At 44.4% G+C, this 13,911-nt stretch carries 18 protein-coding genes; all 18 read right to left on the minus strand.

Annotated elements, in window-relative coordinates:
- Positions 1-4: 4 nt before the first annotated feature.
- The 18 genes from B4Q04_RS05280 to B4Q04_RS05365 all read right to left on the minus strand — a co-directional run bounded on the left by B4Q04_RS05280 (position 5) and on the right by B4Q04_RS05365 (position 13,854).
- Positions 5-592, minus strand: coding sequence for a porin family protein (locus B4Q04_RS05280; RefSeq protein WP_088696182.1), 588 nt, complete (start codon positions 590-592; stop codon positions 5-7).
- Positions 589-1,200 carry a hypothetical protein gene (locus tag B4Q04_RS05285; protein WP_088696183.1) on the minus strand — a complete coding sequence of 204 codons (612 nt, stop codon included), beginning with the start codon at positions 1,198-1,200 and terminating at the stop codon, positions 589-591. The genes B4Q04_RS05280 and B4Q04_RS05285 overlap by 4 nt, the downstream gene beginning before the upstream one ends.
- Entirely contained in the window at positions 1,181-1,798 is a 618-nt protein-coding gene (locus B4Q04_RS05290; RefSeq protein WP_088696184.1) for a LolA family protein, read from the minus strand. Before B4Q04_RS05290 ends, B4Q04_RS05285 begins: the two co-directional genes overlap by 20 nt.
- Positions 1,791-2,567 (minus strand): polysaccharide deacetylase family protein, encoded by a 777-nt coding sequence (locus tag B4Q04_RS05295; protein ID WP_013993419.1) that lies wholly within the window; start codon positions 2,565-2,567, stop codon positions 1,791-1,793. The genes B4Q04_RS05290 and B4Q04_RS05295 overlap by 8 nt, the downstream gene beginning before the upstream one ends.
- Positions 2,561-3,625 (minus strand): beta-ketoacyl synthase N-terminal-like domain-containing protein, encoded by a 1,065-nt coding sequence (locus B4Q04_RS05300; protein ID WP_013993420.1) that lies wholly within the window; start codon positions 3,623-3,625, stop codon positions 2,561-2,563. The genes B4Q04_RS05295 and B4Q04_RS05300 overlap by 7 nt, the downstream gene beginning before the upstream one ends.
- Positions 3,625-4,827 carry a beta-ketoacyl-[acyl-carrier-protein] synthase family protein gene (locus B4Q04_RS05305; protein WP_088696185.1) on the minus strand — a complete coding sequence of 401 codons (1,203 nt, stop codon included), beginning with the start codon at positions 4,825-4,827 and terminating at the stop codon, positions 3,625-3,627. Before B4Q04_RS05305 ends, B4Q04_RS05300 begins: the two co-directional genes overlap by 1 nt.
- A gap of 122 nt (positions 4,828-4,949) precedes the next feature.
- On the minus strand, positions 4,950-5,207 hold the full coding sequence (locus tag B4Q04_RS05310; RefSeq protein ID WP_013993422.1) for a phosphopantetheine-binding protein: 258 nt from the start codon (positions 5,205-5,207) through the stop codon (positions 4,950-4,952).
- Positions 5,204-5,812: a 3-oxoacyl-ACP synthase gene (locus B4Q04_RS05315; protein ID WP_088696186.1), complete on the minus strand. Its 609-nt coding sequence runs from the start codon at positions 5,810-5,812 to the stop codon at positions 5,204-5,206. The genes B4Q04_RS05310 and B4Q04_RS05315 overlap by 4 nt, the downstream gene beginning before the upstream one ends.
- Positions 5,809-6,957: a beta-ketoacyl synthase N-terminal-like domain-containing protein gene (locus B4Q04_RS05320; RefSeq protein WP_088696187.1), complete on the minus strand. Its 1,149-nt coding sequence runs from the start codon at positions 6,955-6,957 to the stop codon at positions 5,809-5,811. The genes B4Q04_RS05315 and B4Q04_RS05320 overlap by 4 nt, the downstream gene beginning before the upstream one ends.
- Complete coding sequence (locus B4Q04_RS05325; protein ID WP_013993425.1) at positions 6,950-7,387, minus strand: acyl-CoA thioesterase; 438 nt, start codon at positions 7,385-7,387, stop codon at positions 6,950-6,952. Before B4Q04_RS05325 ends, B4Q04_RS05320 begins: the two co-directional genes overlap by 8 nt.
- The gene (locus B4Q04_RS05330) at positions 7,377-8,645 is read right to left on the minus strand and encodes an ABC transporter permease (RefSeq protein ID WP_088696188.1); all 1,269 of its coding nucleotides are present in this window, start codon (positions 8,643-8,645) and stop codon (positions 7,377-7,379) included. The genes B4Q04_RS05325 and B4Q04_RS05330 overlap by 11 nt, the downstream gene beginning before the upstream one ends.
- Positions 8,638-9,381: an ABC transporter ATP-binding protein gene (locus B4Q04_RS05335; protein ID WP_088696189.1), complete on the minus strand. Its 744-nt coding sequence runs from the start codon at positions 9,379-9,381 to the stop codon at positions 8,638-8,640. The genes B4Q04_RS05330 and B4Q04_RS05335 overlap by 8 nt, the downstream gene beginning before the upstream one ends.
- A gap of 74 nt (positions 9,382-9,455) precedes the next feature.
- Positions 9,456-10,451, minus strand: coding sequence for a BtrH N-terminal domain-containing protein (locus B4Q04_RS05340; protein ID WP_013993428.1), 996 nt, complete (start codon positions 10,449-10,451; stop codon positions 9,456-9,458).
- Between the two features lie 8 nt (positions 10,452-10,459).
- Positions 10,460-10,858: a hypothetical protein gene (locus B4Q04_RS05345; protein ID WP_013993429.1), complete on the minus strand. Its 399-nt coding sequence runs from the start codon at positions 10,856-10,858 to the stop codon at positions 10,460-10,462.
- Positions 10,859-10,894: 36 nt separating this feature from the next.
- Positions 10,895-11,347, minus strand: a complete 453-nt coding sequence (locus B4Q04_RS05350; RefSeq protein ID WP_231854807.1) for an ABC transporter permease — start codon at positions 11,345-11,347, stop codon at positions 10,895-10,897.
- A gap of 1 nt (position 11,348) precedes the next feature.
- Positions 11,349-11,786: a hypothetical protein gene (locus B4Q04_RS05355; protein ID WP_013993431.1), complete on the minus strand. Its 438-nt coding sequence runs from the start codon at positions 11,784-11,786 to the stop codon at positions 11,349-11,351.
- 1 nt (position 11,787) lies between these two features.
- Positions 11,788-12,921 carry a beta-ketoacyl-ACP synthase III gene (locus B4Q04_RS05360; RefSeq protein ID WP_013993432.1) on the minus strand — a complete coding sequence of 378 codons (1,134 nt, stop codon included), beginning with the start codon at positions 12,919-12,921 and terminating at the stop codon, positions 11,788-11,790.
- A 9-nt stretch (positions 12,922-12,930) separates the two neighbouring features.
- Positions 12,931-13,854 carry a hypothetical protein gene (locus B4Q04_RS05365; RefSeq protein ID WP_088696190.1) on the minus strand — a complete coding sequence of 308 codons (924 nt, stop codon included), beginning with the start codon at positions 13,852-13,854 and terminating at the stop codon, positions 12,931-12,933.
- Positions 13,855-13,911: the final 57 nt, after the last annotated feature.

The raw sequence follows: 13,911 nt of genomic DNA on the forward strand, positions 1-13,911 counted from the left end.
TCCTTTATAATTTAAATTTGTATGCGGCACCTATTTGAAATACCCCATTGAGATTGCTTCCGGCTTCTTCGTAATAATCGTCTTCGCCAAAGAAGTCAACGCTTATGGTTCCTTGCTTGTACCTTGCTTCAAGTATCAGGCCAAAATCAAACTCGTAGCCTATTCCTCCAAAAACGACGACATCTAGAGGCGAGATTTCATCATCGACGTTAAAGTTGGTCAAGTTAACAAAATTGTTGTCAAAATTAATATCCAATCCAAGACCCAGTATAAAATGAAATCCCTTGTCAGGGCTTACATAAAATTTGTTCGGTATGCCGATGGAAATATAGTTGATGTTTAGATCGCCATATGCGTCGGAATTCGATTTGCCCCCTTGATTGGAATATAGGATTTCGGGCTGTAAGGAGTAGTAATCCGTTAGTGAAATGTCGGCAAAGGCGCCTATGTATATTCCCGATTTGGTATCAAGCGCGGTGTTACTGATGTTCGAACTGTTCAGACCTACCTTTATACCGGGGCGCGTCTGTGCCATGGTCATGCCCGTGCTGCAAAAAACCACTAGCATGATAAGAAGTTTTACGGTTTTCATTTGAACGATTTTAATGTAATATGAAGTTTGAAGTTGTAGTGTGCTATTTCAATTTCCTTGGCAAACTGGTCATCGATATTGCTAAAGAAGAATTCTACTTTTTTTTGGTTTCGGTCAACTCGGGCAATTCTGTTCAGCTGCCCCCTCTTGTAATAAAAATAATGTTTTTTAGATAGGATGTCGCTCTGTAATACGGTATCGCCATCTAGGCTAAATTGATTCCTTACTTGCGATTGTTCCTGTATTAACGCTTTAAAATCCCGTTTTAAGATATTGATGAGTACTTTTTTGTCCAATTCCTTTAAAATCCGGTTTACCACGAAGTCGTTTTCCTTAAAGGTGAAATCGAAAATGGTATTGCCTATTTCGGTGGTAAACGCAATGCGATGATGGTCGGGCCCCAACTTTTTGACGATAAAAATACCTCCGAACGATTTGTTGAACGCATCGATTTTGGCCTTGTATACATAGTCTTTCTCGGGATTTGAAAAATAGGGGTTTTGAAGCTCTTGAGAAGATTCTGTGCGGGGTTCAAACCCATTTTTGGCAGGGTAAGAAGCGCATCCGACCCATAGAAAAAGGCAAAGGCTACTGAGTAAAGACCGCATCTGACAAGGTTTTGTTCACGACACGATCGGTAAATTTAATTTGGGTATAGTCGTCTGAGGGTTCGATCATTTTCACCTCGGTTACATCGCCGTTGGCGTTAAAGGAAAGGTGAAAGGCTTTGATGAACTTGGCAAACTGTTCGTCTTTCGGAAGAAAGTATACCAAACTAGAATCGTTTATTTTAAAATATTTGATGTTGAACTCGTTGTCGTCGAACATATCGCCACGTATACTGGCCGTAATGAGTTGGTTCAACTGTTTGAATATTTTGTTCGACCCCACGTCCATATTACTCTTGTTACCGTCATCGTTGATGTATAGGGTTTCGTTTTTGAACAAGACCGAATAGGCAAAGGGCTTGGTGTATTGCCACTTGACCAGGTTGGGGGCCTTGAAGGCCAATTGGCCCTGTGATACGATATCGTCTGATAGGAAGTCTAGGTGCTTGTATTGGGTAAAATCGCTCATTACCGTGGTAATCGCCTCTGCCCGGGTCTTTACCTTGGCCTTTAGCGCCGTGGCTTCGTCCGGCGTCATTTGCTTTTGTGCAACGGCCGAAACGGAAATAAAAAGGATAAGAAAAAGTATCTTACGCATAAGCTTCGATTTCTAGTAGACGGTCAACAGTGACCGAACTGAGATTTTTCTTCCGCAAAAATAACAATAACTGTTCCAAAACGGCGATTGTTTTTTCGCTGGTGTCGTGCAGCAGTATAATATCGCCCTTTGATACCTTGTGCGTTATTCGTTTTAAGACGGTTTCTTCCGACCTTGATGTCGTGTCCAATGAGCGTACGTTCCACCCTATGCTGTGTACTTTTAGTTTGTCTACCGCTTTTGCAATCTGCGGATTGGTCACCCCAAAAGCGGGTCGATAGAGTTTTATTTTTTTCTCGGTCAAGGTGTGCACAAGGTTTTCGGTTTGAACGAGCTCGTTCAAAACCTTATCTAACGAAAAAAAACCGAAAGTATTGGCGTGTGAGTAAGTATGGTTGCCAATGGCGTGCCCTTGGGAAATGATCTGTTTTAAAATTTCCGGATGTTTCTCGATCCGTTGTCCAACGCAAAAGAAGGTCGCCTTGGCATTGTATTTTGCCAATAGTTCGAGTGCTTTGGGGGTGAATTCAGGGTTCGGGCCATCGTCAAACGTAATGGCGACCCAATTGTTTTCAGTTTTTTTGTTGGAGTGTCTTGAGGTGAGATGGTAATTCCACTGGATAAAGAATGAGCCAAAAACCGTAAGGGAGAACCAAAGGAACAAAAGCGCAAAAACCGGCCACCAGGGTAGGTATTCCATAAAGCATAGCGCGACCAAGGGCAGCAAAAGAAAAACAACAGCGGTATTTACCCTTTTCCGCCTTAGCATTTGCGAATTAAGGTAAGGCTGTGGTTTTCTCCTCTATATTGGTTGTATATCAAAATGGTCTCTAGCTTTGCAGGGACGATTGCATTGAGTTGTACCACTTCGGGAACCGTCTGTGTCTTTATAATTTTATTGGCCAACCAAAAAGCAAATCCCGTTGCAGTATCGAATTCACCCGAAAGGTGTTTGTAATAGGCTTGGGGCGTATCTTTTAACAAGGAAGAGCCCAGCTGGTCGTAATAAGTGTCAAAATTAACATCGCCATTGTTACCGAGTATGGCAAGGTCTATATCATCGATATTAAGTTGTTGCCGTTCTAAAAAGGCGAGTACTTTTTCTTCGAGGCGTTCTTTTGATAGGGTGTTGAATGTTTTTACGGCAAGCAGTTCGGCGTAACAAGAGGGGGCTTTTTGATTCGAAAGCACAAAAAAGTGGGCGCCTTCACCCATTACCATGCCCTCGGTCTTCGATTGCAAAAGCTCTTGGGAGGCTACAGGTTCTTTCTTGATATGCCCGATCAAACGGTGGGTTTCCACATGGTGGTCTACCAATTCGTCTACACCGCCGACAAGAACGGTTTCGGCTTCATCGTTTTCGATCATCATCTTGGCGTCGATCAAAGACGATTCAAACGAAACGGCCGAATGTACAAAGGTGAAATTGTGTCCTTTGCAACCTAGGCCAAGCGCAATTTGCCCTGCCACGGTATTGTGTGATGACTGAATAAAGCGGGTAGGGGTTAAAAACTGCTCATCGTTCTTGATGATATCGCTAACGAAACGTTCGGAGTCACCAATACAGCCCAGTCCGGTGCCTACGATAATGGCATCTATGTTTTCTATTCCGGCTTCGTTAAGGGCGTTTTTAGAACTTACCGTGCTCATTTTTATACCTCGGGCCATACGGCGTGCGGCCGCAGGAGGAATGTATTCCTTATAATTGGGGTCGATTACGGGTACCGTGCTCGCGTTGTACTCCGTAATTTCATTTAGAAACTCGCTGTTGTCAAAGGTTTTTTGGGCCGAAACCGAACCTACGCTATTTATATATACTGGTTTCATTAGGCTTCTTTGGAAAAGATTAAAGTGGAACAATTTCCGCCGAACCCGAAAGAATTGGAGAGTACATGGTGCAACTCCTTTTGTTTTACCGTCGTTTGCGGAAGCAGTTCAAATTCCTTCATCGGGGTGGTAAAGTTGAGGTTAGGGTAAATTACGTTGTTCTGTAATGCCAAAACCGAATATACGGCCTCTATACCACCTGCTACGGCCAGCGTATGGCCCGTAAAGGCCTTGGTTGAACTGAATTCGGGCACTTTGTCGCCGAAGATACGAAGTAAGGAACGGCCTTCGGAAAGGTCGTTGTTCGGTGTTGCGGTTCCGTGTGCGTTTATGTAATCGATATCGGATGGGGTCAAGCCTGAAACTTTTAAGGCCTTTTCCATCGCCAATACGGCACCGTCCCCATTTTCAGAGGAGGCGGTTTGGTGAAAGGCATCATTGGCATTGCCGTAGCCTTTTACGTAACCCAATACTTTTTTCTGGTCCCTTTTTACGATCTCATCGGATTCTAACACAAGGTAGGCCGCGGCCTCACCCAGGTTAAGTCCTTTTCTGTTGTCGTCAAATGGCGTGTTGTAGGTGTCGGAGAGAATCATCAAAGTCTTGAAACCGTTGATGGTGAATTTGCACAGGCTATCGGTGCCCCCCACGATAACACGGTCTAATTGCCCCGATTTTATCATTCGTGCCCCCAACATAATGGCGTTGGCAGCCGATGAACAAGCGGTACTTATGGTAGAGACAAAACTCTCTGATATGCCAAGATGGTCGGCCAGTTTTTGTGTAGAATCGCCCGCATGAAGTCCATTGATATGGCCCCAATGTTCGTCGGTTTCAAAATATTCAAAATAATATTTTTCCGATTGGTCCATACCACCTACGGTAGTTCCGGAAATGAGTCCGGTCTCACAATCGTTGATGTCGGTTATTCCGGCTTGTGATACGGCTTCCTCTGCGGCAAGCATGGCCAATAGGGCCGTTCTTGATACGGCCGTTTCTTCGGCTATTCCCAATTTTACTTTTAATTGGGTATTGGTCATCCCTATTTCGCCTACCATGATATCGTTTTTGTGAACGGTATCTATTTTTGAAACTCTAGAAATGCCAAGTTTGCCAGAGACCAGCGCCTCATAGTTTTCCTGCACATTGTTCCCAATGGCGGAAATTGCTCCCATTCCCGTAATTGCTACGCCCTTGCACATATTAATTTGGAAGTATTATAGATATAGAATAAAAATACGAATCTTAGACTTAAGTGCGAATTCTGTATACCGCTTACGACCGATAGGTCGGTGTGCCAGGTAGCTTAAAAAACGAGGGATTTTTAGTTCGATCGGTTCGCCGCAATATAGGCGGCCATGGTATCGATAGACTCAAAAATCTTACGCCCTTCTTTCGGGTCGGCCAATTTAATGCCGTAATCTTTGTCGAGCATTACAATAAGCTCTAGCGCATCGATAGAGTCAAGACCAAGACCCTCTCCAAAAAGCGGGTCGTTATTTGCGATTTCGTCAACGGAAACATCTTCCAAGTTTAATTGCTCGATGATTTTCTCCTTCAATTCTTGTTTAAGTTCGCTCATTTTGTTCTGTATAATTTGGTCAGTTCTCCGGTATCATGGGGCAACAAACCTTTTTTAGCGATAACGTATAAAAACGCATCATATTTTCCTTTATCATAATCAACCCAGCCGCATAGTACTTCATCGGCTTTGCCCGTTTCTAGCAGATCATTGGCATAATCTGACAATAAATGGGGGTTAAACTCGGCAAATATAAAGAAACTATTTTCAGAATACAGTTTGTGGCGAATGCTAATTTCGCCCATACAGATATTTGGGAGGGTGTAGACGAATACGGCCGGACTGGCAAATGCGCCTGATCGGTCACTAATGGCGGCCTGGTGCTTACGGTCGGTGTCTAAGCTTGAGGCCTTATTTGAAAGCACAAGGGCGGTATTTTTTTCTTCCTGGTCTTTTAATAGCACCTCGGCACCCATAAAGGCCAATTTACTGAGGTTGTCCATTTTGAAGAACTTGGAATAGTCGGTTTCAAATTGTTTGTAAGCCGCTTTTATAAAGGCCGGAAACTCTTCGGAGGCATCGGAAAACAATACTTTTCCATTTCTGGAAATTTTTCCATTGGCTATGCGGCAATATGATTTTATATGGTAACCGGGCATATTCATGGATTGACTTTTTGAAAGATTGCCGCTGTATTGCAACCTCCGAAACCCGAAGCTGTCTTTAGAAAAACACTGCTTTCCTTGGCGGAGGTTTCTTGTATGATGTTCAGGGGTTGCGAAACGCCCAGCTCTTGAAAGCCAAGGGAGGCGAACAAAGTGTTCGAATGTAAGGAATACATGCCGATAATGGTTTCCAAAAGACCGGAAGCCCCTAAGGTATGCCCAAAATAGCCCTTTAAGCTATTTAGGGGGCTGTCTTGTATATGGGCGCGGTTAAAGGCAATGGCCTCCATTTCGTCGTTGTACATGGTAGCCGTACCGTGGGCCGAAATAAAATCTATGGCCTTGGGTGCTAGTTGGGCCTGGTCCATGGCCGATGTAATACTGCGATAAAGGCCCTCGCCCGTTCGGGAGGGTCCCGATATATGGTTGGCATCGTTGCACGAGGCTTCCCCGAGTATACGAACGGATGCATCAATGAGTCGGTCTTTGTCCTTGGTTACGAGAATACTGCAGCCAACTTCGCCTATATTGATTCCTGCCCGGGTCTTACAATACGGTCTACAGGGAGATTCGCTTAAGGCCTGAAACGAGTTAAAGCCCGATAAAATAAATTTGCTGACCAAGTCTCCGGCAACCACGAATACGTGGTCATAGCGTTTTTGATGAATGAGGCGCTTGGCTACGGCCAAGGCTAAAACTCCCGAAACACAAGCATTGGATACTACTAAGGCTTCGTTTTTGAAGCCGAAAAAGGACTTTATTTTTTCTCCCAGTTCACTCAGGTAGGCCCTGTTTTCATCGAAAGGGCTGTCGGCATCCAAGACATCGATATTGCCTTTGGTAGTCGATATGATGAGTCCGACCCTGTCCGTTAGGGGGATACCCGATTTCTTAAGGGTGTCGGCCAAAGAGACCAAAAGGATTTGTTCGAGTCGGGTATAGGCTTCTTGGGGGTTGAGCTTCGAGAATGCCTCATGCACGCTTTTTTGGTCGATCAGGGAAGAGTAAAAAGGGTTGGGAAGCACGTCGGGGTCGTTCACCAAGGTGAGTCCGGATACTTCGTTCTTAATACCATTTATCGCGGCTGCGCTATCGAGTCCGTAAGCGGAAACAATATTGTTATGTGAGAGGTAAACACTATCCATCTAAAAGGCCTACTTTTTTCTTCCATTCGGCAAAAAATGGAGGGATTACCAATGAGAGTTCTCCACCCAATTCCACAAAGACCTGAACGGTCTCCCCGGTACAGACCACGGCCCCCTTTGGGTTGTAAATCTCATATTTGAAAATCATTTTAGCGGCGGCACAGTCAACATAGGTGGTTTTTATAGTGGCCACATCGCCATAGCTCAAAGGTAGTTTGTGCTCGCAGACCGATTTGACTATGGGGGTGGAAAAATTGTGGGCTTTTTGATCTAGGTACGAAATGCCATGGTGGCGTCCAAAGGCTTCGCGCCCATCTTCAAAATACTGAATATAATTGCCGTGCCAGACAATGCCCAATGGGTCCGTTTCCGCAAAACGTACACGTACCTCACTTGTGAAGCTAATTTCTTTTTTAGTTTTAGACGGCATTTTTTCTTTCGTTATAGATAATGGCAATGAGCGTTGTGATTACGAAAAAACCGAGTAAAAGCGATATTTCGGGGATAAGCTCAATAAAGGTTGCGTTGCGCAAAAATACATCATAAAATGCACTTAACCCCCAATTCATTGGTGATAGGTTAGAGAGCAACTGCATAAATTTGGGCATGGCAAAAACAGGGACCCAAACCCCTCCGATAGCGGCTAAGATGACCACAAAAGTGGCACCGAAAGGAGCCGACTGTTCTTGGGTCTTGGCAATGGTGCCCAGCAACAGGCCAAGGCCAACGGCCGCCAGACCTGCAAAGAAGGCCACCACGAACAAAAGGGGCAGTCTGCCCGAAACATCGAGTTTAGGAAGTCCTATTAGGGGGAAGAGAAAAATGCCCACGGCCAACATTAAGGCGAACTGCACCAAGGAAACGCCTACAAACACTATGGTTTTACCGCCAAGAACGGTGGCATACGATACGGGGTTCGTCCTCAATCGCACAAAAGTCCCTTGATTTTTTTCTTTGACCATATTAATGGCCAGGGGCAGAATGATGAAAAAGATGGCAAAAAGCGTCCATGCGGGAATGTTGTGCTGGGTAGAGTTCGGGATCAAGGCTTCTTTGTGCTTGCTGGGTACAATTTCGGTAAAGGTGATGAATTGCTCCGTCTCAAAGATTTGTTCCGAGGGATCGTCGGTCAACTGCTCTTGAAAGGCCTTGTAGATGGTCTCGGTCTCTATTTTTGAGATCATCTTGTCAATGTTACTGCGAACCGAGCTCTTGAACGATTGCTGCGTAGCCGGATCAAAGTAAAGTTTTACTTCCTTGGACTTGGCTATCGATTTAGGCTCGGGAATGCTTTCTTCGTTATCGCTGAATTTAGAAAGAATGCCGTCTACGTTCTCGTTGATTTTGACCTCGAGTTCCGACGATAGGTTTTCAGGTATGACGATGGCCAGTTGATAGTCGCCTTTAAGTACTTGTGCTTTGGCTTCCTCATCGGTAGCTGCCATATCCACTTGAAATAATTTGGAGTCGGCTAAACCCTGTAAGATGTCTTCCGATACTTTTCCCTTGTCAAGATCGACCAATAGGATCGGCAGTTTGGTCTCTTTTACGGACTTGAATGAATTGTCTTGAATGGTGGTGATAACGATCACCAATAGCAAGGGCATCAGAAATAGTACGGCCAAGCCCCCGATGTCGCGTGTTACGAGTAAAAACTCCTTGTATGTAGAGGCCCAAAGTTTATGCATGGTCACGTAGGGCTTTACCGGTTTTTGCCAAGAATACCTCTTCTAGGTGTTCGGCATTTTCTTCCTGGGCGATAAGTTCCTTGGGTTTGCCCAAACAAACCAATGTACCGTGGTCGATAATGCCAACGCGGGTACAAAATTGCTCTGCCTCGTTCAAGTGGTGGGAGGTGTAAATAATGGTCGTTCCCGAGGCATTCAATTCTTTTAGATAGGCCATGATCACATTTTTCGACTGCACATCTACACCTACGGTAGGTTCGTCTAAAAATAGTACTTTGGGTTTGTGCAGAATGCTCGATATAAGGTTGATGCGGCGTTTCATACCGCCCGAAAAGGCCTTTATTTTCTTATGGGCGAACTTTGATAGCCCCATGGTTTCAAGGTGCGAATTGATATCGTTCTTTAACGCTTGTCCCTTAAGTCCGTACATGCTTCCAAAATACACGAGGTTTTCATAGGCGGTCAGGGAAGGGTAGAGGGCATATTCCTGTGGAACGATGCCTATCAACTGCTTAAGTTGGTTCTTGTGCTCTTTGAAGTTCAATCCGTCGATCGTAAAACTTCCGGAAGTAGGTTTCAATAAAGAGCTCAACATAGAAATAAGGGTGGTCTTTCCTGCTCCATTGGGACCTAAAAGTCCGAAAATTTCCCCTTCCGCTATGGTCAAATCCAAATTCCGGACGGAAAAATCGTCGGCACTTTTGTACTTTTTTGAAAGATCGTTGATTTGGATCATGATGTCAAAACTAATCGAAAATTCTAAGATAAAGTCTTGTTTTTCCTTTTTAGTGAATCGGACTTCGGTCGATGCTAAATCGCTTTTTTCAATTTCTTAAAAAAGGCCGCTTCGCTATCGGCAATGGCATCTAGTTCATCAGCCACTTTGTTATAGGCATCGTCTTGGGCACTGCGGTTTTTGTAGATGCGGGATGCATTTACGGCAAAATCGCGCCAGTCGTCACCGATTTTGGTCATTTCCTTTGAAAGTTCCTTGAGTTTTTCGTTGCCGAGTACTTGGCTGGCCTCTTGTAGAAAAGCGGCGTAGATATAACGAAACCCACCGCCTCCGGTTCCTATCTCTTCTTGCATGCGAACGATTTGGCCCAAGTAGTGGTTGGCCGCCTTGGCCCCTTTTTTCTTAGGCCATTTGCGGATCAGTTTTGAGATTGTCTTTATGCCTTTATAGCCCACTATGGGTACGGGTGCCGTCATTTCTCGGCAGGTTTGTTTGATGCCTTTGATAATGGCATTTTTCAATTCCAATTCTTTAGGAAAGGCGGTCGGATAGTAAATATGGCCTTTAGGGGCAAAAGCGCCTTTGGCAAAACGCACTTTTTCCAGTTGCCTTTCGGTCAGGGTGGTGACCTGTTCCATGACGGGGTCGCTGATCAGGTAGTTTCCGTTTACCTTGCCGTAGACCACCAAATTGTGGGCGTTAAAGTGAAAGCGGTATTCGTCGGGAAAGTACAAGAGGTTGTAGACCCCTACCTGAAGTCCGACGGGATTGTTCTTTTGTAAATTTTCATCGAGCCGTGCCTTTGCCGTTTCGGGACTACTGAATTTTTCGCGCTTTATTTTTATGCCTACCCTCTTGGCAAATCGATTGAAGATAAGGCCTGGCATGGCCCGGTAGGTTACAACCGGCGCATGGTTGACCTTTAAAAAAGGGATGTAGCAGAACAATAGTCCCGACCCAATGCCGAAAACCATGGGTTCGCTCACCTCAAAACCATTGTGGCGCATTAAGTTGCTTACCACACCATTTTCGCAGTGCGCAGATTGTTTATGGGTAAATTCTATTTGCATGGGGATGTTTAAGAAATATGTTTCAGTTCTTCAATGCTGATTTCGAAGACATCGGCATACTTTTGAAGGGTTTTTTGGCTCAGTTTTTTAAAAATTTTGGGCTTAAAATGTCGCTTTACGCGCCATTGCCAGAGACCCACATAGCTCGATAAGATAGGGAGGTCCATTTTGTGAAGTTCCATATAGTATTCAATGGGGCTGGTCTCATTATTTTGAACGCGTTCTTTGGCCTTGGCAACACGCTCCTCGATTTCTTTTATGGCGTTGTTGAGTGCGATGGTCTTGGGGTCCCAGCCAGAACTAAGGGCTGTGGTATATTCGCCATTCTCGTCTACGGCATAGGTAAGTTCTTTGGTGTGGGCAGAATTTAACAGGCCTTTATCTTGTGGTACTTCTTCTTTTTTCACTGTTCGTTAATTTGGGGGATTATTAATTTTTCCCTCTTAAACTTCATGGATCAAAAAGTTCAAAGTACAAGCTACGATTAATTCTCCATTTCTGAAAGTTTCAGAAGCAATGGTGCAGCTGCTAAAGGCTTCGTTGTCATACCTTGAAATCAGTTCCCCTTTGGTCGTTATGGTTTCGCCTACTTTCGGTAGGGCAAAAACCTCGACTTTTTTTACGGCACTGATATAGCCAACGACCTTGTTTTTATTCCCGTCTTTGTCCTTGTCGTCAAAAAAGCTTTGTCCTACTATGGTAGCACAGGTTTGGGCCGCATTTTCAATGAGTCCGGTTTCCGATAGGTGTCCGTTTTTTACAAAAATGCACGAGGCTTCCACCTTAAAACAGGTCTCTACGGAGGTTTCGTCTAGATATGGGGTTACGTTGGCCATGAGCATAGGCTCACGGTGCGGTAAAAAATTCTTGATATCTATGTTGGTCCGTGCTTCCAAATTAGTTTGCCAGTGCGGTTTTCATTTCACTTGATGCCAGTACTATACCTTCGCAGGTAACCGTGGCCGATACCATGGTAATTCCCATCATGTCGTGCAAGATCTCTACGGTGGTTTCCAATTCTTGGCCTACAAAGGGGAGGGCGTTTACGGTGGCCTTTTTTATGGCCCCGATATATCCGGTAGGTGCAGGTTGTTGGGCCAGGTAAAATTTATAGCCCGTATGCAGGGCTACGGTCTGTGCCATGTTTTCTATAAGGCCGGGGGCCATAAAGCGTTTTTCAAAAACAAATAGATTGTCTGCGGGAACGACAAAGCCCGATATGATTTTCTTCTCTGAATAGTGAAGTAATTTGCCCACCATGATAAAGGGTGGTTTCTGCGGGATTAAATTCTGTAGAAACTCACTATCGATAAGGGGCGTTTTCAATAAGTTCATGCTAGCACACTGTTAAATAGGCATAGGTGTATGAAAAACGTGCGCTTTCGGGCACATGTAATAAAATTCTATCGCCCTTCTTCAATTTGCCCGATGCAACAAGTTCTTCAAGCATTAGATATATGGAAGCAGCGCCTACGTTGCCCACGTGTTCAAGGTTTAAGAACCATTTTTCCCAAGGCATTTCCACACCTCGGTCTTTCATTTCGTCGTAGAGTCCTTGTTTGAAAAAATACGAGGAAATATGGGGAAGGTAGTAGTCGACGTCATCAGGACCGATACCGTGTTTTTCGTATACTTCTTTTAGGCAGTCGACCCCTTTTTTCAAGATGTTCTCCCCAAGTAGCTTTACGTCTTGCTTAATGGCGAAAACCGATTTCTTCGCCCAATCTTCAGGGGCAAATTCGCTCCAAGGTTTTAGCTCGCCGTTTTCAAGTTTTTCTCCGCCGGCATACATACAGGTTTCCATTTCAAAGGCGTACGAAAAGCCTTCCATCCATTCGATTTTTAATGGAGTGTCTCCCTTGGGTTCGTTTTCCACCAACATCGCTCCGGATCCGTCGGAAAGCATCCATCGTAAAAAATCTTTGTCAAAGGCGATCATGGGGTTTTCTTCCAAGGCCTTAAGGTGCTCGATTTCTTCTTGGTAGAAATCGGCCTTGGTCCAAGTCGAAACTTTTTCCGAACCGGTACAGACCGCATTGTTTACTTGGCCCACTTTTATGGCCATATAGCCATATTTTAGGGCGTTCATTCCTGAACAGCAAACTCCCGATGCCGAATTGATTTCCATGTTGCCGTTTTTCAATTCACCATGTACCATGGCGGCATGGGAAGGCAAAAGTTGATCGGGTGTAGAGGTGCCGCACGATAAAAGCTCTATTTGGTCTTTGCTGAAATTGGCGTCGCAAAGCTCTTCTATCGCCGCTGCGGTGAGCTGGGCATTATTATGGGTTACATTGCCGTTTTCATCAATGGCGTAGTACCTCTTTTTAATTTTGTTATTGCGTAGGATGATGCTTTTAGCCCTGGATTTTTGTCCGTCTATAAACCCTAATTTATCTTCAATTTGGTCATTTTCGACAGGGGAATTGGGCAGAAACTTGGATATTTTGGTAATGTAGGCGTTTTTCATGTGTCGGTCTTACTCCTTATAATCAACAGAGGCGTAATATTTGTTTTCCCTTTGGATTTTTCTGTACATAGGGATATAAGTGAGCAAAAATACAATAAAAACTATAGGTGCGATTATCCAAATGGCAAATATCAGGTAATAGTTGAACAAACGTAGCCATTTTTTTCGGGCAGGATCGCCTTGATTTCCCTTCTTTCTAATGAGATTGGCCCATTTTGAAAACAATAGGTTGCCGCGCTTGTCCATCTGAACCAGTAGGTTACTGATTTTTGATGCGTTTAAATCGTTCAGTTTTTCTTGTAGCGTAGAAAAATCGGAGGCCATAAGGGCTTCTTTGATCGGATGGCCAAATTTATCTGCCGAGGCTATGGTGTTTTCCGATACGCCGGGTTTGGGGAAAATTCCCCACATGCGGTCTTTTTTCCCCTGAAGCATCCAGTACACGATGGTGATTACACTAACGTGGTTGGGACTTTTATCGACCAAGGCTATGTTTCCGACGAGTTTGGCGTTAAGGCCTATAAGTATTTTTTTCACCTTTTCTTGCGACATGGCCCACATATTACGTACACCGATGACCGTAATAACCGGAGTATCGTTCAATAGTGTTTTTGCGGCTTCGGAGGTTAAAAATGAATTTAAGGGAATGGAAGGCGAGAGGTACCATACTTGATGTCCTAAGATGACCAAATCGTATTTGCGCGATAAGACCGATGCATCTGGGGTATTGATTTCTGTGGGAATTTGAAGGAAGGCTTCCGGAAATACATCGAAAAACCTTTCCTTTTTCCATGGAAACCCATAAGGGGTTTTAGGAAGGATCTGATGGTAGGTAATATTGATCGATTCTTGTTGTAAGGGGGATATTACGGAGTCTATAATGGACCGTAGCTGGCCGGTCTGGGAGTAATATACAACGAGTACTTCTTTCATTTGCTTTCGGTTATAGGATGGTCATTGAGCAATAAATGATTCACGGGTACTTTAGGG

This window comes from Zobellia sp. OII3, from assembly GCF_002211465.1.
Lineage (GTDB): Bacteria > Bacteroidota > Bacteroidia > Flavobacteriales > Flavobacteriaceae > Zobellia > Zobellia galactanivorans.